The sequence below is a fragment of the Methylomarinovum caldicuralii genome (assembly GCF_033126985.1).
GTDB lineage: Bacteria > Pseudomonadota > Gammaproteobacteria > Methylococcales > Methylothermaceae > Methylohalobius > Methylohalobius caldicuralii.
The window spans coordinates 2239000-2259609 of the sequence record NZ_AP024714.1; the positions used below are offsets into that span (position 1 = coordinate 2239000).

Genomic DNA, 20610 nt, shown 5'->3' on the forward strand with positions numbered 1-20610 from the left:
CCGCTCTTGGCAGCGGGGTTCAGGAGCCCGAGTCCGGATGGCCTGTCAACCGCCTCTCCACCTCCACCACCCGCCGCAAGGTGCGCAGCAGCGAATCGGGGTTGAGGCTCATGGCGTCGATGCCGCATTCCACCAGAAATTCGGCCATCTCCGGATAGTCGGAGGGGGCCTGGCCGCAGATGCCGGAATGGACGCCATTGCGGCGGCAACCCTCGATAGCCAGCCGGATCATGGCCTTGACCCCTTCGTCGCGTTCGTCGTAGTCGAAGGCCACCAGCTCCGAGTCCCGGTCCACCCCCAGGGTCAGCTGGGTGAGGTCGTTGGAGCCGATGGAGAAGCCGTCAAAGTGCTTGGCGAACCGGTCGATCAGAACCACGTTGTTGGGGATCTCGCACATGCAGTAGATCTTCAGGCCGTCGCCGCCGCGCTTGAGACCCAGTTCGGCCATCTTCGCCAGCACCCGCTCGGCCTCGTCCACCCGGCGCACGAAGGGCAGCATCAGGATCACGTTCTTCAGCCCCATCACCTCGCGCACCCGCTTCATGGCGGCGCACTCCAGGGCAAACCCCTCGGCATAGGCCGGATGGGCGTAACGGGCGGCACCGCGGAAGCCGAGCATGGGGTTGGCCTCCACCGGCTCGAACCAGCGCCCGCCCAGCAGCGAGGCGTATTCGTTGGTCTTGAAGTCGGACATCCGCACCACCACCGGCCTGGGCCAGAAGGCGGCGGCGATGGTGCCGACCCCTTCGGCCAGGGTGCGGACGAAGAATTCCCTGGGATCGTCGTAGCCGCGGGTGAGCTTCTCAATGGCCTTGCGTTCGCCTTGGTCCTCGACCTTTTCCGGATGCACCAGGGCCATGGGATGGACCTTGATGTACTCGTTGATGATGAACTCCATCCGCGCCAGTCCCACCCCCTCGGCGGGCAGGAACGAGGTCTGGAAGGCGATCTCGGGATTGCCCAGGTTGACCATGAGCTCGGTCTTCGGCTTGGGCAGTTGGGACAGGTCGATCTTCTCCACCTCGAAGGGGATCTCCCCCTCATAGACCCGGCCCACGTCGCCCTCGGCACAGGAGACGGTGACAGTCTGGCCGTCCTCGAGCACTTCGGTGGCGTTGCCGGTGCCCACCACGGCTGGGATGCCCAGTTCGCGGGCGATAATTGCGGCATGGCATGTACGGCCCCCCCGATTGGTGACGATCGCCGCCGCCGTCTTCATCACCGGCTCCCAGTCCGGAGTGGTCATGTCGGCCACCAGCACCTCGCCGGGGCGGAACCGGGACAGATGTTCCACGTCGGGAATCACCCGCGCGGCGCCGGCGGCGATCCTGGTGCCCACGGCACGGCCCTCCGCCAGCACCCGACCAGTGCCGGTAAGACGGTATTCCTCCAGCACTGCGTAGTTCTTCTGGGAGGCGACGGTTTCCGGGCGCGCCTGGACCAGGTAGAGCTGGCCGTCGGGGCCGTCCTTGGCCCACTCCATGTCCATGGGGCGGCCATAGTGGTCCTCCACCTTGATGGCGTAGTCGGCCAGCACCAGCACATCGTCGTCGGAAATGCAGAAGCGCTGCTGGTCGGCCTTGGGGGTGGGGACGATGCGGGTGGTCTGGCGGTCGCCGCCGACGGCCAGCACCATCTTGATCTTCTTGGCCCCCAGACGCCGCCGCAGCACCGCCCGGTACCCTTCCCGGAAGGTGGGCTTGAAGACGTAGAACTCGTCCGGATCCACCGCCCCCTGCACCACCGTCTCTCCCAGGCCGTAGGCGGCGGTGATGAACACCGCCTCCCTGAAACCGGTCTCGGTGTCGATGGAGAACATAACCCCGCTGGCGGCCAGATCGGAGCGCACCATCTTCTGCACCCCCACCGAGAGATACACCTTGAAGTGATCGAAGCCCTGGTCGATGCGGTAGTGGATGGCGCGGTTGGTGAACAGGCTGGCGAAGCAGCGCCGCACCGCCTCGATCAGGGCTTCGTCGCCGCGGATGTTGAGATAGGTTTCCTGCTGGCCGGCGAAGCTGGCGGTGGGCAGATCCTCGGCGGTGGCCGAGGAACGCACCGCCACGCTCAGATCCCCGTCGCCGTATTCCCGGGCCAGGCGGTGATAGGCATCGAGGATCTCGGCGCGCAGATCCTCGGGGATGCCGGCCTCGTACACGATGCGCCGGGCTTCGGCCCCCCGGCGGCGCAGGTCCTCGACGTCGTCGGGGTCGAGATCGTCGAGCACTTCATGGAGCTTCTCCCAGGCCCCGGCCTGGTCGAGCACATATTTGTAGCCTTGGGCGGTGATGGCGAAGCCGTTGGGCACCCGGATGCCCTGGGAGGTGAGAGCGCGGTACATCTCCCCAAGAGAGGCGTTTTTGCCGCCCACCAGGGGGACGTCGTCGATGCCCAGTTCCTCGAAAAAGCGGATGAAGCGGTAGGTCATGGCGGTCTCCTGATGTTGAGATGTCTCGTCAGGATAGACCAGCCCCCTTTTTAATCACAAGTTGCGAACTTACCCCGCTGACGCAGCAACTTCTCGAATTCGGCGGCCGGCTGCGGGCGGCTGAAATGAAACCCCTGGACGCTGTCACACCCCAGGCGGCAGAGAAACTGCAGCTGGGCCTCGGTTTCCACTCCCTCGGCCACTACCTGCAGGCCGAACACCTGCCCCAGCTCGATCACCGCCTTGACGATGGCCTCGTCGTTGGGGTCGCCGGGCACGTCGCGCACGAAGCTGCGGTCCACCTTGAGCATGGAAACCGGCAGCTGCTTGAGATAGGCCAGGCTGGAGTAGCCGGTCCCGAAATCGTCGATGGCGAAGTTCACCCCGCGGCTCCGGAGCCCTTGCAGGGTCGCCATGATTTCGTCGGTGTGTTGCAGCAAGACCGATTCGGTCAATTCCAGCTCCAGCCAGCGGGGATCGATCCCGGTGTCGTCCAGCACCCGAACGACACGGTCGCGGAAATCCGGGCGGCGGAAATCCCTCGCCGACAGGTTGACCGCCACCGGAATCTCCCCCACTCCCCGGCGCTGCCATTCAAGGTTCTGGCGACAGACCTCCTCCAGCACCCACTGGTCGATGGGGACGATCAGGCCGCTTTCCTCCGCCACCGGAATAAAGTCGCCCGGCCCGATCCAGCCCTCCTCCGGGTGGCGCCAGCGCAGCAACGCCTCGGCGCCGCAGATGCAGCCGTCGGCGAGGCGGACCCGGGGTTGGTACCAGAGCTCGAACTCCCCCTGTTCCAGCGCCTGACGCAGGCGGTTTTCCAGCCGCAGGCGGGCCCGCACCCGCTCGTTCATCGCCGGGGTGAAGAAGCGATAGGTGTCACGCCCGGCTTCCTTGGCATGGTACATGGCGACGTCGGCGTGCTTGAGCAGGGTGTCGATGTCCTCGCCGTCATCCGGATACAATGCCACACCGATGCTGAAGGAAGCCCGCACCTGCTGGCCCTGCAGCGCGATGGGAGCGGCCAGGGCGGTCTGGATCTTTTTGATGACCGAAACGATGCGATCCGCCTGGCGGACATGGGGCAGGATAATGGCGAACTCGTCGCCCCCCTGGCGGCTGACCGTGTCGCCTTCCCGCAGACAGCCCCGCAGACGGCGGGCGATCTCCTGCAGGAAGCGGTCGCCGACTCCGTGACCGAGGGAATCGTTGACGTGCTTGAAATTGTCCAGATCCAGATAGAGCAGCGCCACCTGCCAGCCTTCCCGGTGGGCCTCGCTGATCGCCTGCTGCAGCCGGTCGCGGAGCAGCACCCGGTTGGGCAGCAGGGTCAGAGGGTCGTGATAGGCGAGGAATGCGACCTGGGCGTAGGCGTCCTTCAGGGTGCTGATGTCGGTGAAGATGCCAACGAAGTTCTGAGTCCGGCCCTGTTCGTCGCGGATCACGCTGATCGACAGCCATTCGTGGAATTCCCGCCCGTCCTTGCGGCGATTGACGATCTCCCCTTCCCAATGACCGCTGGTCTTGAGCGCCTGCCACATCTGGCGGTAAAAGGCACGATCGTGGCGGCCCGAGGACAGGAACCGGGGATTGCGTCCCAGCACCTCTTCGGCGCTGTAGCCGGTGATGCGGGTGAAGGCCGGATTGACGGCGACGATGCGGTTGTCGCGGTCGGTGATCAGGATCGCCTCGTTGCTGTGTTCGAACAGCTCGCCGTAAAGCCGCAGCTTGTTTTCCCGTTCCCGGGCCGTGGACAGATCCACCGCCTGGATCACGAAATGCGAGACGCTGCCGTCAGGGTTACGCACCACCGCCACCGTTACCTGGGCCTCGATCAGATGCCCCTGCTTGTGGCGGTAGCGCTTTTCGTAGATCGCCGTGTCCATCTCCCCCCTGTGGACTGCATCCAGGAACCGGCGTGTGATGGGCCGGTCCTCCTCCGGGGTGACGTCGTAGACGTCCATCTGCAGCAATTCGCGCTCCTCGTAGCCCAGCATCCGGCAATAGGCGGGATTGGCCGCCAGCCAGCGCCCTTCGGGTGATCCCAAAGCGAGGCCGTGGGGGGCGTGTGCGAAAATCCAGTTCACCTCTTTCATCGGAACTTGCGCCTTGTCATGTGCGTCCCCAAAAACAAAACAGACCGTGATGTGTCGGCGGTATGATTGTAGCCAGATCAGAAAGCGCGTCAGGATATTTTTCCCTATGCCGAAACGACCCGACAAACGCAGCCTGAGTGATTTCCTTTTCGAAACCCGCGCCGAGGAATGGCAGGCGCTGGGTTTCTATGCCCGTTTCGAGCAGGTGGTGGCGGTCACGGTCACCGTCATCATCTCGGTGGTGATCGTCTTCGCCCTGCTGGCGCTGATCCGCGAAGTGATCGCCGGCCTCGTCTTCGGGGGGCTGGAGCCGCTGAATCAGGAGGCGCTCAAACGCCTGTTCGGCATGATCATGACGGTGCTGATCGCGATGGAATTCAAGCATTCCATCATCAAGGTCGCCGGGCGCCAGGAGAGCATCATCCGGGTGCGGACGGTGGTGCTCATCGCCCTGATGGCCCTGGCGCGGAAGTTCATCATTCTGGATGCGGAAAAGATGTCCGCCGCCACCCTGGCGGCCCTGTCGCTCGCCCTGCTGGCCTTAGGGATAGCCTACTGGCTGATCCGGGAACAGGATCTGCGCCTGGCTCAAAGGTCCTCGGGCAAATCCCGGGTCCGGACCCGCCCCAGAAGTCGCCCCTTCCCGGGGCCAAGATCCGCCCAGTCCCCGGAAACCGCCAGCCGCAGCAAGGCGGCGGTGGGAAGCAGCTTCTTCCCCGGCAGCGCCAGCGGCCCGCACAAGGTCAGCGCCAGCGCCTCCAGACCGGGATTGTGGCCCACCACCAACACCCTGCGGGCGGTTTCCGGGCAGGATCGCAACACTGCCAGCAAATCCGACACCGAGGCTTCATAGAGACGGAGCTCCCAGCAAATCGCGCCAGGGTCGATCCCCAGCTCCCGGCAGACCGCCTCGGCGGTCTGGCGGGCCCGGCGGGCCGGGGAGGCGAGAACCCGGTCCGGGATCCATCCCTGGCGCCGCATCCACCGCCCCATGCGCGGTGCGTCCCGTTCGCCACGGCGGTTCAGCGGGCGCTCGAAATCGCTGGTCGCATCCGTGTCCCAGGCGGACTTGGCATGACGCAGCAGCCAAAGCTCACGTATCGGCATTGGTCTTCTCCGTTTGTAACAGGGCTTCGAAGCCGGCCGCCACTTCCAGCAACTCGGCGGTGATCTGTTCCTGACGCTGTTGCTGATAGACGCTTTGCAGCCGTTCCAGATGCTGGCGGATGTTCCTTTCCGCCTGCTGCATGGCCAGCAGCCGCAGGCCGTGTTCGGCGGCCAGTGATTCGGCGCAGGCGCGGTACAGGGATACGAACAGATACTGGCGCACCAGGGCACCCAGCAGAACCGGCCCCGGCGCCGAGAAGGCCGGCAGGGACCGCCCCGGCCAGGGATGTCGGCCCAGATGGCGGAAGAAGCTTTCCTCCAACGGCAAAAGGCGCAGCTGCACCGGTGCCGGACGACCCCGGCCGTGGGGGCGCTGGTGAAACAGGTCCACCGTCGTCACCCCCTCCTGGCGCCAGGACTCGATCTTCTCCAGGATCTGGCGCACCGTGGCGGTGATCGCCGCGACCGATCCCGGCACGAAAAAACATTCTTCCACGGCGACCCCCCGCGCCTCCAGGGCGCTCTCCGCCCGCGCGCCCACCACCAGGATACGGGCCTCCCCCGCCAGGGCCGCCTCGGCGAACGCCACCAGGTTCTCGTTGAAGCGGCCGCACAACCCCTGATCCGAGCCGAAGACCACCGCCGCCCGCTTGCCCTCCCGGTAACGCAGGCGCGGCAGCCCGCCGCGGCGGATCACCCCGCTCAATCCCAGCTCCACGGTATGGGCATAGTGCGACAGCGCCGCCGCCGCCTGCTCGTACTGGTGAATGCTCACCGCCGCCAGCACCTTCATGGTACGGACGATGTCCGCCAGACGGGTGCTGAGCTCGATGGCCCGCTGCAGGGTTTCCAGCGTCTGAGCCACTTTTTCGTCCCGCCGAAGGCAAAAATTCCGGAATGGGCTAAGGTTAATTTGAGCGCCATCACAAAAACCTGTCAACAAAAATCGTTTCACTCTGGAGAGTCTCATGTTTCTCAAGCAGTCCATCGGCATGCGCCTGTTCCAGATCGTATTTGCCGCCTTCGTGCTCATCGCCTGCCTGCTGCTGTTCCTGTACTGGCAGCAGCAGCGCCGGGCCGCGATCGCCCAGCAGGTGGATACGGCCCGCAAGGTGGTAACAATGGCCGAATCGGTGCGCCACCGGGTCAGCCGCCTGTGGGATCTGGAAGTCATCACCCCAGAGAAACTGCGCAAGTTCGACGCCATCGCCAATCCCCGGGAACGCCGCCGGAAAATCTTGGCGACGGTGCCGGTAGTGGTGGCCTGGAAGGTGATCCAGGACAAGATCGCCAGGGAAGGATTCGAACTGCGCACCCCCCGGCCCAACGCCCGCAACCCGAAAAACGAACCCACCCCGCTGGAACGCCAGGCGCTGGAATACTTCGCCAGCCATCCCAATGCCGACGAATACGTGGTATTCGACGACAAGACCAACGCCGTGCGCTACTTCCAACCAGTCCGGCTGGAACAGCAGTGCATGATCTGCCACGGTGATCCGGCCACCTCCCAAGATTTGTGGGGCCGCAGCGACGGCCGCGACATCCTCGGCTATCCCATGGATGGCAAGCGTCCCGGCGATCTGCACGGCAGCTTCGAAATCATCGCCTCCCTGGACAATGCGATGGCCGCGGTACGCCAAAACATGCTCAAGGCGGGCCTGGGCATGGCGCTGGCCATCGCCCTGTTCGGCTGGGTTTTCTACCGCCTCACCCAGCACATGATCGGCCGGCCCCTGCAGGCCATGGGCGATCAGCTCAAGGCCATCGGCGACGGCGATCTGACAGTGCAGCTGGACGTCAAAAGCGAAGACGAGGTCGGCACCATGGCCCGCCACATCAACGCCTTCTCCAGCCGGATCCGCCAGCTGGTCAACGATCTTCAAGCCACCATCGCCCACCTGAACCGGGCCGCCGGGGAAATGGCGGGGATCGCGCGGGAAACCGAGGCCAAGGCGGAAAAACAGCGCCACGACACCGAGCACACCACCGCCTCCATCCAGGAACTGAGCGCCTCGATTCAGGAGGTGGCCCAGACCACCTCCGAGGCGGAAACCCGCGCCCGGGAAACCGATGCCGAGGCCAAACAGGGCCACGAGGTGGTCACCGCCGCCACCGGGCTAATCCGGGCATTGGCCGGGGAGATCGACCAAGTCACCGAGGAGCTACACAAGCTGGAGGCGGACAGCAAGAACATCGGCGAGGTGCTGGAAATCATCCGCGGCATCGCCGATCAGACCAACCTGCTGGCCCTCAACGCCGCCATCGAGGCTGCCCGCGCCGGCGAGCAGGGCCGCGGTTTCGCGGTGGTGGCCGAGGAGGTTCGCACCCTGGCCAGCCGCACCCAGGAGTCCACCGCCCAGATCCAGGAAACCATCGACGAACTGCGCAACCGGGCCCGTTCGGCAGTGGAGATGATCGAGCACAGCCGCGAAAGCGCCCATCAGGGCGCCGAGCGCACCGAGGCGGTGGATACCGCTCTGAGCAACATCATCGCCATGGTGGAAGCCACCGGAGAGCTCAACACCCAGATCGCCACCACCATCGAGCAGCAGAGCGCGGTGAGCGGCACCATCAACCGGAGCGTGGAAGAAATCAATCAGGGCAGCCTCGAGGTCTGCCGGAAAATGGAGGAAACCCTGCAGGCCACCGAGCAACTGCGGCAGACCGCCGCCCGTCTGGAAGAGGCTGTCAACCACTTCCGGACCTGAGCGGGGCGAGCGCCTGCTGCGCCAGCTGCAACAGATGCTGGCGCAACCCTTCTGTCAGCGGCTCGCCGGTCTCGATGCGGCGGGCCGTTTCCTTTTCCGTCTGGACGGCGTCCCGAATGCGGCGCTCGGCGGGGCGCGCCTCCTCCAGGGGCAAATCGTCGAACAACCCGGCGTTGAGCGCCAGCAGCACCGCCAGCTGTTCCAGCGGCGTCAGCAGGTCGCCCTCCTCCTGTTTGAGGAGCTCCCGCACCCGCCGCCCCCGCTCGATGGCCAGGCGGGTGCGTTCGTCCAGCCGGGTGCCGAAGCGGGCGAAGGTTTCCAGTTCCTCGTACTGGGCATAGGCCAGCTTCAGCTCGCCCACCACGGCCCGGTAGGCCGGAAGCTGGGCCTTGCCCCCCACCCGTGACACCGAGCGGCCCACGTCCACCGCCGGCAGTTCGCCGCGCTGGAACTTCTGCGGTGACAGGTAAAGCTGGCCGTCGGTGATGGAAATCAGGTTGGTGGGAATGTAGGCGGAAAGGTTCTGGGCCTGGGTTTCGGCGATGGGCAGGGCGGTGAGGCTGCCGCCGTCCTTGAGATGGGTTGCCCGTTCCAGCAGGCGGGCGTGGAGATAGAACACGTCGCCGGGATAGGCCTCCCGCCCCGGCGGCCGCCGCAGCAGCAGCGACAGCGCCCGGTAGGCGTCGGCGTGGCGGCTGAGGTCGTCGTAGATCACCAGCACGTCGCGCCCCTGGGCCATGAACCACTCGCCGATGGTGGTGGCGGCGTAAGGGGCCAGGTACTGCAGCCCGGCGGGAGTTTCGCCGCCGGCGTTGACCACCACGCAGTATTTCATCGCGTCCCGCTCCCGCAGCCGGGCGATGGCGCGGGCCACCGTCTGGGCCCGCTGGCCGATGGCGCAGTAGATGCAGATGACGTCCTGGTCGTGCTGATTGAGCAGGGTGTCCAGGGCGAGGGTGGTCTTGCCGGTCTGGCGGTCGCCGAGGATCAGCTCGCGCTGGCCGCGGCCGATGGGAACGAGGGCGTCGATCACCTTGATGCCGGTCAGCAGCGGCACCGTCACCGGTGCCCGGGCCAGGATCGGCGGCGCCTCGCGCTCCACCGGCCAGCGTTCACCGGCCTCGAGGGGGCGGCCGTCGTCCAGGGGCCTACCCAGGGGATCGAGCACCCGTCCCAGCACCCGGGGCCCGACCGGCACATCCAGCACCCGGCCGCTGCGGCGCACCGGCATCCCGGCCTGCACCGCGGTTTCCGGATCCAGCAGCACCACCCCGACCGCGGCGGGATCGAGGTCGAAGGCCACCCCGGCGGCGCTGCGGCCGCAATGCACCACCTCCATCGCCTTGACGCCGGGCAACCCCTGGACCTGGGCCACGCCGAGCTCGATGTGCCGCAGCCAGCCGATCTCCTCGGGCTCAAGCCGGAACTGAAAGGACTCGATCTGCGCCCGCAGACGGTTACCGTGCTGGCGCAGCAGATCCCGCAGTTCGCTCATGACGGCAACGATTGCAAAAAGCGCTGCAGTTCGGCCTCCAGCTGCTCCAGCCAGGCCGCGAGATTCCAGGACCACACGCGGTCCCCGGCTTCCAGGGCGATGCCCAGGATCAGCGCGTCACGCTCGACGAACCGCACCCGGACATCGGGATTGAAACGCCGCAGCGCGGTTTCGATCCTGCGGCGCAGGTCCGCATCCAGGGGCTGGGCCGTGACGACGGTCCACTCGCGGGAGCCGGCCTCGGTCAGCAGCCGTTGCAGCTCCGGCGAGGTTTCCAGCCGTTCCAGGAACGTCTCCACCAGGCATGCTTCCAGACGGCGGCCGGCCAGCTCCGCAAAGGCCTTGCGTCCCAGGGCGATGAGCTGCTCCCCCAGCAGACGCTCGAGGTCGCGGGCCAGCTGATGCTGCTCCCGCGCCAGCGCCTCGAGCCACTGGCGCCGCTTTGCCTCCACCTCCAGGCGGGCCTGATCGAGCAGTGCCTGACGCTCGCGTTCGGCTTCCTGCCTGGCCTGCTCCAGCAGCTGCTGGTTCTGCTGCTCCACCTCCTCGAGACGGCGGCGGTAGGTGGCGATGAGGCGCTCGGCCTGGGCTTTGAGGTGGCGGGCCTCCTGCAACTGGCGTTCGATGTGGGCCTGGCGCGCGGCCATGGCGGTGACGATGGGGCGGTAGAGGAAACGCTTGAGCAGCGCGGCGAGGATGAGAAAGTTGACGATCTGGGCGACGACCGTCAGCCAGTCCACCTGCATTTCTAAGATCCGGCGGACAGGAAGTGATCCCAGTAGGGATTGGCGAACAGCAGGATCATGCTGATGACGAAGCAGTAGATGGCGGTGGACTCCACCATCGCCAGACCCACGAACAGGGTCCGGGTGATGGTGTTGGCCTCGTCCGGCTGCTGGGCGATGGCGAGCAGGGCCTGGGCCACCGCCCGCCCCTCCCCCAGTGCCGGCCCGATGGCCCCCAGGCCCATGGTGAGCCCGGCGGTGAAGATGGAAACCATGGCGACCAGCGTTTCGGCGTTCAAGGCGATTCCTCCTGTGTTCGCAGACGGGCCCGGCGTTCCTGCTGCACCCGGCAGCCCGAGGCGATGTAGACCAGGGCCAGAATAGCGAAAATGTAAGCCTGAATGAAGCCGGTCAGCAGTCCCAGAAGCTGCATCACCACCGGAAAGAAGAATGGCACCAGGGTGATCAGCACCGCCCCGATCACCGCCCCGCTCATGAGGTTGCCATAAAGGCGCACCGCCAGGGCCAGGGTGCGGGAGAACTCGCCGATGACGTTGAAGGGCAGCATCAGCGGATGGGGCTCCAGGTACTGGCGCAGATAGGCTTTCAGCCCCACCTCGCGAATCCCGACCCAGGGCACGGCGACGAACACGCACAGGGCCAGGGCGGTGGTGGTGGACAGGGAGGCGGTGGGAGGCAGGTAACCGGGCACCGGCGCCAGCAGATTCGACAGGGCGATGAACAGAAACAGGGTGCCGACGAACCACAGATAGCGGTCCGGGTCCTGATGGGTCACCTCCCGGATCTGGTTGCGGATCACCTCCACCAGCGCCTCCAGGAAATTCTGCCAGCGCCCGGGCCGCAGCGTCGGACGGATGCGGCGGGTCGCCAGCCACGACCCCAGCACCAACAGCGCCATCACCCCCCAGGTGAAGAGAAGGGTGGCACTCAATTTGAAGGGACCGTACTGCCACAAAACAATTTGGTCAGGATTGAACTGCATCATGCCTCCGCTGCCGCCGCACCAGGAAAAACCGCATCGCCACAAACCCCGCCAGGACGGCCGCCAGCCGCCGCCAGTCCCCGGCCATGAGGCCGGCCATCATGCCGACGGTGACGGCAGTGCGCACCGCAAAGCTGGCCAGCATCAGCAGTACCGGATGGCCTGCCGCCGGCAGGCGTTTCACCGTCCACCACAGGCCGCCGTAGAAGAACGCGCCCAACCCCAGCCCGGCGGCGAACAGCAGCGGCCAGCGCCAGACCTCAGTCATCGCGGCGGCTCTCCCGTTTGATCCACTGCCAGGCGTTGTAACGTTACCGTTCACGGGCTTGCCACTGGAAGTGGTTGAGGTTCCGGCAGGGGCAGGCGGAAGGTGACCTCGCCCTCTGCCATGCCCTGGGCGCAGATGGTCCGCAGGGTCTGATAGACGCCGATCTTGAGGCGCTTGCAGGTTTCGACCAGCGACAGGATCATGGGGCGGAAGCAGTCACCGCCATGCGACTGGCTGAAGAAACTGGTCTTGCGCCAGATGACATAGGGGCGTAGGGCACGCTCTGCCGTGTTGTTGGTCATCGGTACCCCGGGATGGTCCAGGAAGGTCCAGAACCTGGGAAAATCGTCCAACAACTTGCGGCAGCTGCGACCGGTTTTGTTGTCGCCATGTCTTTGGGCGGCCTGTTCCAGTTCGCGCCGGAAGAGGGCTTTGAGGCGTTCCAATCGCCTTCGGTAGCGGTCGGATGGGTAATGGCTCTGTTGCCAGAGCTTGCCGCAGTGAACCGTCAGGCGGGCGGCCCGGAGCAGGCGTTCGCCATCTTCGCCGGCCTGTCCCTTGCGCCCGGCGATCCGTTCCAGGTTGCGGATGAGATGCGCCCAGCAGTATTGGTGTGAGTCCTGGGGATGGTCGTTGTAGGCCCCGTGGCGGTCGGTCACCAGGATTCCCTGGAAATCCCCCAACAGCTCACCGGCCGCACCCTTGCCGCGGGAATAATGGGTCAGGAAATACGCCATCTGATCGGTCGTCAGCGCCCACAGCCAATAGATGCTGCGGCCCCGGTAGTGGCGGGTCTCGTCGGCATGGGCGATCAGCGCTTTTCTGACCGCCTCGCCAATCTGGTTGTAGACCGGACCCAGCCACGCCTGCAGCGGGATCTGGCTCTGGCTGATCGCCCCCAGGCTGAATTTCAGACCCCATTGTTCTTCCAGCAGCGCTTCGACTTCCCGCAGCGACAGGTGATAGCGCCCCGTCATCAAGCCAATCCACGCCACCAGCCCAGGTCCCATCTGGCCGCGGGGCACCTCATCCGGTAGCCGCCCCTGGTGCTTCTGACCACACCACCCACAGCGGCCTTCATACACCCGGTGTTCGACCACCCGGTAACGAATCTCGGGCAGGTCGAACACCTGATGGGGACGGAATCCCCGCACCGCCACCGACCCACCGCACTCGCAGCGGCCATGGGGAAAGTAATGCCGGACCTCGTCCACTGCTTCTGCCGGAACCAGAGCCCGCTCGTGCCCGGGATGTCCCACCTGCGCCCCTTTCTTGCGTCCCGTCGGTCGCTTGCCCTTGCGCTCGGCGCGCTTCTTCGGGCTGTCCTGGGAAGGTGGTTGGGAGGAATTGTCGGACCCCAAGGCCAACTGTTCCTCCAGTTCTTCCACTCGCGCCTGGATCTGCTGAAATTCTCCCAGCGCCCGCCAAAGCGCTGCGATCACCCGGTGGCATTCCTCCACCGTCCCGGGCAAGGGAGGTGGGCGGCTCAGGTCCAGATCAAGTCTTTCCATGGCCCGCATTCTCCTGAATCTTCAGGCACTTGGCAAGACCGGCCGGGTGACCGCGGGCGATTGCTCACCCGCGGTTCCCACAGATCCGGACGTGCCCGATTAAGGCATCCGGCTCCTCGGACTATGGCGTCGCTACGCAACGGGCAATTCCGTGAACCACGCGCGGTGGGGGGAGTGGGTATCGTTTGTACAGCCGCCCAAAATGGTCCCAGTTCATCCGTTCCCGGTTGCGGCGGGACAACCATTTGTACCAGCGCCGTCTGACCTCGTACAGGAAGCGGGCCAGCGATTGGCTGTTGCCGACGATCCCATAGTAGGCATAATGCCCCTTGAGTTTGCGGCTCAGGGCCGCTTGTTGGTCTGCAACCGGCCAGTGGCGGTGCATCCGGCACCAGTGGTTGATCGCCTGCAGGGAGCGGCTGAGCCGGGCTTGGGCGGTCTTGCGTTTGACGACCCAACGCCCTTTCCCTGAGCGTCCCCAGTAGTGGGTGAATCCCGGGTATTGGAAGCTCTGGCCTTTCCGTCCGGGTTTTCTGAAGTCGAGCAGGCGGGTTTTGTCCGGGTGCAGGCGCAGGCCGTATTTGGCCAGGCGCTTGCCCGGAACGGCCAATACCCGCCGGGCGTCTTCTTCCCGTTCGAACACCAGGACCGCATCGTCGGCGAACCGGACTTCGAAGGCGCTGCCTTGCAGTCGCGGTTTGACCGTCTGCTCGAACCACAGGTCGAGCACGTGATGCAGGTAGAGGTTGGCCAGCAGTGGGGAGATCACCCCACCTTGCGGTGTCCCTTGTTCGGGGTAGTGAAGCTGTCCGCCTTCCATGACGCCGGCATTCAGCCATTTACCGATCACGCGGCAGATCACGCCGTCGCGCACCCTCTGCCCCAGAAAGTTCCGCAGCCGGTCCCGGTCCACGTCGTCGAAGAAGTTTTGGATGTCCAGGTCGATGACCCAGCCACCGCCCATGGCCATCAGCCCGCCCCATAGCCTCTCCAGGGCCTGGTGGGCACTGCGTCCGGGCCGGAACCCGTAGGCGCAGTCGAGAAAGTCCTGCTCGAAGATGGGTTCCAGCGCCATCAGCACCGCCCGTTGCAGCACCTTGTCTTCCAGCGTGGGAATGCCGATCGGGCGGGTCTTTCCCGTTCCCGGCTTGGGCAGGTGGACGCGCCGTACCGCAGGCGCCCGATACCGGCCGGTCTTGAACCGTTCCAGCAGGCGCGTCAGGTTCTCCTCTAAGGCGGCTGCGTATTGGGATGCAGTCACGCCGTCCACCCCGGCGGCCCCGTCCTTGCGGGTGCGCCGCCAGGCTTCTTCCAGCCACACCACGTCGATGTGGTGGGCAATCGTGGTCAGTTCCAGCTTCGGTTCGATCCGGGCCAGTTCCACTAGCTTCCGTTGTCGTGTTGAGATGTTCTCCTGGCTCGATGTCCCGGCCATCTGTCCCTCCGAAAGCCCCATCGTCCGACCTGCCGCTTCCCTCCATCGGGTCCCTTGGGGCAGGTTCCCCGACTTCCCAGGTACTATCGGCAGGCTCCGATTGCTCGATCACCTTCCCAGCGCGCTTCGTCGCCTTCGCGCGCCGGTACCCTGCTTCGTGTCCCGTTCGCTCCCATCGGCCGGACACCGCTCCGATGGGCCTGGGCCTTTTCTCACACGGCGCCCGCACCGCTCTTCCCGCAGGGAGTGTTCGAGCCCTCCCAGGTTCCTGGGCGACCCTTGCCCTGCATGCCCCGCTCTTCGACCCCGGCGGAGGGATGATGCCAGGCCAGTACAGCACCACCCCTGTTGCCTTCCGTCCGTTCAACAACGTCGGCTCCGCATTCCGTACTTTCGAGGCTCCATCACGCGGCCTACAGGCACCCTATTACCCGTATCTTCCCCCTTCTCATAGGAATCAATGTCTTATCCGTTTTCTCTGAGGGAACTTGATCTCGGCCGCCCGGATGGCGGTCACGGCCTCCACGTAGGCGCTCAGTTTGGTCATGCCCTGCCACAGGGCTTTGGGACCGGGCGGGGGATCGTTCTTGCGCCCCAGCCAGCCGCCAAAGCCGGCCACGATGCGGACGATGGTGCCCAAATCCGGCGGCGTCGCGGGCGGCGGGGTGCGATGGTGGATGGCCCAGGCGGTCTGCCATTCTTCGACAGAGAACACCACTTCACAGCACCACTCGGGATGTTCCCGCCCGAGCGTCATCAGCATCAGGATGCGCCAGGCGACGATCAGATACAGCACCAGGGCCCGTTCCAGGCGTTCCCGGGTGCGAAGTTGCAGGGCTTCGATGCGGCAGCCGCTTTTGAGGATGCGGAAGTAGACCTCGATCCACCACCGTTTGCGGTACCATTCGATGCGCGCTCTGGCCTGTTCCAGGGTGGTGATTTCTTCGTTGGTGATCAGGCACCATTCGACCGCTTCCTGGCCTTCGGGGGGCGCCTCTTCCCGGGCCAGGATGACGGTGACTTGGGGACCCGGGCCGCTTCGGGTCTTCAGTTCGACCCGGGCGAGCCGGATTGTTTGTGTGACCTGCCGGGCCGGGCGGTTGCCGCCGGCCGGCAGGTCAAAGGCGATCGTCCCCAACACCGGCTGGGCTTCGACCGCGGCCCGCAGTTTGCCATCGAGGGGGTCATTGAGCTTACGGTCGTGCTGCACCCGGATCAGGTAATCGGCGGCAAAGCCCAGCTGTTCGGCCCGGTCGATCAGGGCCCGAAGGTCACCTTCGCGGTCGGCGACATACACCAGCCGGGTCTCGGGCGCCAGGGCGGCCATCTCGGCCACCCGCTCATAACCTTCCACCCAACGCAGGCTTTCGGCCAGGTCCGGTTCCCCCTTGGGCAAACGCGCCCAGTGCCAGCAGTCGGTCACCCCCAGGGCCACGCCCGCCTCACTGATCACCAGCGTCGGATGCAGGTACAACCCCTGACGCTGCTCGTAATTCAGCCGTCCCAACCCCGCCATCGACGGCCGCCCGGAATAATCCAGCTCGGTGGTGTCCTGCAGGCACAGCACCCGCGACTGCTGCCGGATCCGTTCCAGGGTCGGCACACTGTGGGCCCGCAACACCTCCCGAAAATCCAGCCTGGCATTGTCCAGCAGCCGGTAGGCCGCCTTGGTCTCCGCCCAGCCACCCCCGCAAACGTTGGGAACGCTCGCCATCGGATCGTTTGCCATCGCTTCTATCACCCGGCACAGCCGCCGGTTCAGGCGGGCATCGCCCAGCGCCAGGGAAAAAATTCTTGTTCAGCCCAGCTCATGTCAACGCCTATCCAAAGAAATCAATATCTTACTACAGGGGCGAGAGATGTGGGTAATAGGGTGGCCTACAGGCCCCCTGTGTACGCTTCGCAGTCGGGATCGCTCCTCGACCACGCAACACTCGGTTCCGGCTGGTGGCCAGCCTTGGCCGGACAGGACTTGCACCTGTCAGGTCGCTCTGAAGGTTTCAGCGATGTCTTTCCTTCTACATAACTTCCTCCTTCTCCAGGCTTGGCCTGGCGCAATGAACGGTAACTAGCCAATCACACTCTGACTGTGTGATATGACACAGTGATTGAGGCATATCACACAGTCAAGAGGGCGATTTCAAATTCATTGGTTTCATGGTTCTTTCACTTCAAAGAGTTACTGTTATGGAACAGTATTCGCCTATATATGATAGATGCTCTCAATTTTAAGGGAAATGCAATGAATAAACTCAGCGTGTCTAAATTGCTTGCCGTCGCACTGGCCTCGCAGATTCATGGCGCGTGGGCTGAATACGAAGAGTTACCGACCCTGATTGTCGAAGGGGAAATCATGGAGCCTGGCACAGTTTCACTTCAGCCTGGAGCCGCGGGAGCACTGGATGCCGCCGAATTTCTCAACCATGTGCCCGGGGGCAATGTGAATCGTAATGGCCCTTTGACTGGAATTGCCCAGTTCCGGGGGCTATTTGGGGAAAGGGTCAACCTGCTTACCAACGGTATGGCATTAAAACCTGCTTGCACCAATGCCATGGATGATCCTGCAAGCCATATTCCATCTTCCTTGTTCCAGTCGATCACTGTATACCGGGAGGTGACCCCGGTCAGTACCGGATTGGAGACCATTGGCGGAACGGTCCAGATGAAATCCCGGGGAAGTGAATTCACCGATGAGGAAAAATTCAAGCTGCAGGGGTTCGGTAGTGCGGGTTACAGCGGTGTCAGCAATGGCCATTACGGCGCCGGCCTGCTGGGTGTGGCCAATCAGAATTTTCGCGCCCATTTCTCTGGCAGCGTTGAACGTGGACGGGATTACCGCTTCGACCGGACCCGCAGGGTCAATTCCACCAAATACAGCCGGGAAACCTATGAACTGGGTTTCGGCCTTCGTCGAGCCGGTCACGAATTCGGCTTTACCTACGACTATAAATACACAGGTCAATCGGGCACTCCGGCCTTGCCCATGGACATTCTTTTTGACCGGATGAACATCTACCGCGGCGAGTATGAATGGAATATGGGCGGCGGCTGGAAACTGGCCTTCTTGGGCTTCTACCAAAATGCCAATCATGTCATGAACAACTTCAGCTCACGGCCCGCGCCTGCCGACCGAGCGCGCTGGCGTGAAGCGGAAACCGAACTGGAGACCGGCGGTTATAAGTTTGCCGTCACCATACCAAGTGTGGGTCCCGGCAGTCTGGAAGTGGGTTTTGACGGGGATGTGGCGCTCCACAATGCAGTCATTCGCAATCCCAATAATGCTGCTTTTTTTGTCAGGAATTTTGAAGATGTCAACCGCAACCGCTATAGCGCTTATGCCGAATGGCGGGGTGAGCCGGTAGAGAAATTCACCGTGACCGCCGGCGTCCGTTACCGCTTTACCTATATGGATGCCGGCAAGGTGGACGGTACCCCGGCGAAGAAAATACCGGCAGCCCGCGCGTTGGCGGATCGTTTCAATGCTTCCGACCGCCGACAGGACCAACACGACGTGGATGTAGGGATGAACTTCCGCTATGCTGTCCAGGACAGTCTGGATTTGGTTCTCGGGTTGGCCCGCAAGACCATGGCGCCCACCTACCAGCAGCGCTATACCTGGCTGCCCCTGGAATCCACAGGAGGTCTCGCGGATGGGCGGGTTTACATCGGCGATATCGGGTTGGACAGCGAGAAATCCTATGAGGCCGTGGCCGGATTCGATTTGCATCTGGATCATCTGGGAAGTTGGGTCCATGATCTTTACTTCGAGCCCCGGGGTTTCTATCGTTATATCAACGATTTCATCCAAGGCCAGCGGACCAACGACCCAACCGCTCTTGCAGCCGCCAATGCCATGTTGCCGGGCCGAACCTGTCCCAACGATCCCTCTCCCGGAGACAATGACGCCAGCGACTGTGTCTTGCAGTGGACCAATGTCGATGTCCAACTATATGGTGCCGATATCCGGGCAGGTCTGGCCATGGGAGATTACTTTCGCCTGGATGGCCTGCTGAATTATACCCGCGGCCAAAAGCTCAGTGGCAAGGATGATAATTTGTACCGTATCGCCCCTCTCAATGGACGGATCAGAGGCACCTTTTCCTGGCGGGATTTCGCCTTTTCCACCGAGCTGGTGGGCGCGCTGCGCCAAGACAAGGTGGCCGACTACAACAAGGAACGGAAAAGTTCCGACTGGAGTGTGTTGAACCTGCGTCTGCAATATCAACCGAGCTATCGCTATATCCAAGGTCTTAAAATTGCTCTCGGGGTGGATAATGTTTTCGACAACGAACACACCAATCATCTTAACGGCCTCAACCGCGTCCGGGGCACCCGCGATCTGCCGGTGGGTTCAAGGGTTCCGAATCCCGGCCGCAATCTCTACGCGAACCTGACTTACGATTTCTGATTCGGGAATGTGATAATTCACTTTTCATGCGCGCCCTAGGGCGCGCTTTTTTTCTATGTGCGCCCGGCATGGGCGCACCCCTGCGGGTGGAAGTCCCGCCACGAGCCGGTCACGGCGAGTGAAGCGAAGCACAACTGCGGAAGGGTGACCGACCGTGGGGGGGAAGCGTGGGCGCACAAAAGGGGTCACAACGCACAAAAGGGGTCACAACGCACAAAAGGGGTCACAACGCACAAAAGGGGTCACAACGCACAAAAGGGGTCAGGTCTTGCAATCCTGCAAAATCCCATGCTTGCAATATGACAAGGCCGAGGGGCAGGTATGGCCTCAGGTGTTCGCTTAGATGTCAAGGCACCCTATTACCCACATCTTCCCCCTTCTCATAGGAATCAATGTCTTATCCGTTTTCTCTGAGGGAACTTGATCTCGGCCGCCCGGATGGCGGTCACGGCCTCCACGTAGGCGCTCAGTTTGGTCATGCCCTGCCACAGGGCGGCCGGGTGGGGGATCGTTCTTGCGCCCCAGCCAGCCGCCAAAGCCGGCCACGATGCGGACGATGGTGCCCAAATCCGGCGGCGTCGCGGGCGGCGGGGTGCGATGGTGGATGGCCCAGGCGGTCTGCCATTCTTCGACAGAGAACACCACTTCACAGCACCACTCGGGATGTTCCCGCCCGAGCGTCATCAGCATCAGGATGCGCCAGGCGACGATCAGATAAAGCACCAGGGCCCGTTCCAGGCGTTCCCGGGTGCGAAGTTGCAGGGCTTCGATGCGGCAGCCGCTTTTGAGGATGCGGAAGTAGACCTCGATCCACCAGCGTTTGCGGTACCATTCGATGCGCGCTCTGGCCTGTTCCAGGGTGGTGATTTCTTCGTTGGTGATCAGACACCATTCGACCGCTTCCTGGCCTTCGGGGGGCGCCTCTTCCCGGGCCAGGATGACGGTGACTTGGGGACCCGGGCCGCTGCGGGTCTTCAGTTCGACCCGGGCGAGCCGGATTGTTTGTGTGACCTGCCGGGCCGGGCGGTTGCCGCCGGCCGGCAGGTCAAAGGCGATCGTCCCCAACACCGGCTGGGCTTCGACCGCGGCCCGCAGTTTGCCATCGAGAGGGTCGTTGAGCTTACGGTCGTGCTGCACCCGGATCAGGTAATCGGCGGCAAAGCCCAGCTGTTCGGCCCGGTCGATCAGGGCCCGAAGGTCACCTTCGCGGTCGGCGACATACACCAGCCGGGTCTCGGGCGCCAGGGCGGCCATCTCGGCCACCCGCTCATAACCGTTACCGTTCATTGCGCCAGGCCAAGCCTGGAGAAGGAGGAAGTTATGTAGAAGGAAAGACATCGCTGAAACCTTCAGAGCGACCTGACAGGTGCAAGTCCTGTCCGGCCAAGGCTGGCCACCAGCCGGAACCGAGTGTTGCGTGGTC

The 20610-nt window shown here is 63.9% G+C and carries 15 protein-coding genes and 1 pseudogene; 3 read left to right on the forward strand and 13 right to left on the reverse strand.

The window, feature by feature from the left end:
• Positions 1 to 19: 19 nt before the first annotated feature.
• Together ppsA and MCIT9_RS11375 are read right to left on the reverse strand one after the other, a co-directional pair.
• Entirely contained in the window at positions 20 to 2428 is a 2409-nt protein-coding gene (gene ppsA, locus MCIT9_RS11370) for a phosphoenolpyruvate synthase (RefSeq protein ID WP_317704998.1), read from the reverse strand.
• A gap of 50 nt (positions 2429 to 2478) precedes the next feature.
• Positions 2479 to 4518, reverse strand: coding sequence for a putative bifunctional diguanylate cyclase/phosphodiesterase (locus tag MCIT9_RS11375; RefSeq protein ID WP_317704999.1), 2040 nt, complete (start codon positions 4516 to 4518; stop codon positions 2479 to 2481).
• A gap of 115 nt (positions 4519 to 4633) precedes the next feature.
• Between MCIT9_RS11375 and MCIT9_RS11380 the strand changes: the two genes are divergently transcribed.
• Positions 4634 to 5380: a phosphate-starvation-inducible PsiE family protein gene (locus MCIT9_RS11380; protein ID WP_479724322.1), complete on the forward strand. Its 747-nt coding sequence runs from the start codon at positions 4634 to 4636 to the stop codon at positions 5378 to 5380.
• A 41-nt stretch (positions 5381 to 5421) separates the two neighbouring features.
• Here MCIT9_RS11380 and MCIT9_RS13750 read toward each other — a convergent pair.
• Both MCIT9_RS13750 and MCIT9_RS11390 read right to left on the reverse strand, forming a co-directional pair.
• A pseudogene (locus tag MCIT9_RS13750) lies at positions 5422 to 5634 on the reverse strand (SixA phosphatase family protein); the annotation flags it as partial.
• Positions 5621 to 6499: a F0F1 ATP synthase subunit gamma gene (locus tag MCIT9_RS11390; RefSeq protein ID WP_317705001.1), complete on the reverse strand. Its 879-nt coding sequence runs from the start codon at positions 6497 to 6499 to the stop codon at positions 5621 to 5623. The gene MCIT9_RS11390 and the pseudogene MCIT9_RS13750, both read right to left, overlap by 14 nt.
• A gap of 103 nt (positions 6500 to 6602) precedes the next feature.
• Here MCIT9_RS11390 and MCIT9_RS11395 point away from each other — a divergent pair, with 103 nt between their 5' ends.
• Entirely contained in the window at positions 6603 to 8342 is a 1740-nt protein-coding gene (locus MCIT9_RS11395) for a methyl-accepting chemotaxis protein (protein ID WP_317705002.1), read from the forward strand.
• Here the strand turns inward: MCIT9_RS11395 and MCIT9_RS11400 are convergent.
• From MCIT9_RS11400 to MCIT9_RS11435, 8 genes are all read right to left on the reverse strand, one after another.
• Positions 8323 to 9837, reverse strand: a complete 1515-nt coding sequence (locus MCIT9_RS11400; protein ID WP_317705003.1) for a F0F1 ATP synthase subunit alpha — start codon at positions 9835 to 9837, stop codon at positions 8323 to 8325. The two genes, MCIT9_RS11395 and MCIT9_RS11400, sit on opposite strands and share 20 nt — an antisense overlap.
• The gene (locus MCIT9_RS11405; RefSeq protein ID WP_317705004.1) at positions 9834 to 10577 is read right to left on the reverse strand and encodes a F0F1 ATP synthase subunit delta; all 744 of its coding nucleotides are present in this window, start codon (positions 10575 to 10577) and stop codon (positions 9834 to 9836) included. Before MCIT9_RS11405 ends, MCIT9_RS11400 begins: the two co-directional genes overlap by 4 nt.
• Positions 10578 to 10585: 8 nt before the next feature.
• Entirely contained in the window at positions 10586 to 10861 is a 276-nt protein-coding gene (locus tag MCIT9_RS11410) for a F0F1 ATP synthase subunit C (protein WP_317705005.1), read from the reverse strand.
• Positions 10858 to 11514, reverse strand: a complete 657-nt coding sequence (locus tag MCIT9_RS11415; protein WP_317705006.1) for a F0F1 ATP synthase subunit A — start codon at positions 11512 to 11514, stop codon at positions 10858 to 10860. Before MCIT9_RS11415 ends, MCIT9_RS11410 begins: the two co-directional genes overlap by 4 nt.
• Before the next feature lie 34 nt (positions 11515 to 11548).
• Positions 11549 to 11833, reverse strand: a complete 285-nt coding sequence (locus MCIT9_RS11420) for an N-ATPase subunit AtpR (protein WP_317705007.1) — start codon at positions 11831 to 11833, stop codon at positions 11549 to 11551.
• A 50-nt stretch (positions 11834 to 11883) separates the two neighbouring features.
• On the reverse strand, positions 11884 to 13344 hold the full coding sequence (gene tnpC / locus MCIT9_RS11425; RefSeq protein WP_317705008.1) for an IS66 family transposase: 1461 nt from the start codon (positions 13342 to 13344) through the stop codon (positions 11884 to 11886).
• A gap of 121 nt (positions 13345 to 13465) precedes the next feature.
• Positions 13466 to 14800: a group II intron reverse transcriptase/maturase gene (gene ltrA, locus MCIT9_RS11430; protein ID WP_317705009.1), complete on the reverse strand. Its 1335-nt coding sequence runs from the start codon at positions 14798 to 14800 to the stop codon at positions 13466 to 13468.
• Between the two features lie 436 nt (positions 14801 to 15236).
• A complete protein-coding gene (locus tag MCIT9_RS11435; protein WP_317706671.1) occupies positions 15237 to 16571 on the reverse strand; it encodes an IS4 family transposase in 1335 nt (444 codons plus the stop codon).
• 450 nt (positions 16572 to 17021) lie between these two features.
• Between MCIT9_RS11435 and MCIT9_RS11440 the strand changes: the two genes are divergently transcribed.
• Positions 17022 to 19187 carry a TonB-dependent receptor plug domain-containing protein gene (locus MCIT9_RS11440; RefSeq protein ID WP_317705010.1) on the forward strand — a complete coding sequence of 722 codons (2166 nt, stop codon included), beginning with the start codon at positions 17022 to 17024 and terminating at the stop codon, positions 19185 to 19187.
• A 339-nt stretch (positions 19188 to 19526) separates the two neighbouring features.
• Here MCIT9_RS11440 and MCIT9_RS11445 read toward each other — a convergent pair whose 3' ends face one another.
• Positions 19527 to 20474, reverse strand: a complete 948-nt coding sequence (locus tag MCIT9_RS11445; protein ID WP_317705011.1) for an IS4 family transposase — start codon at positions 20472 to 20474, stop codon at positions 19527 to 19529.
• Between the last annotated feature and the right edge of the window lie 136 nt (positions 20475 to 20610).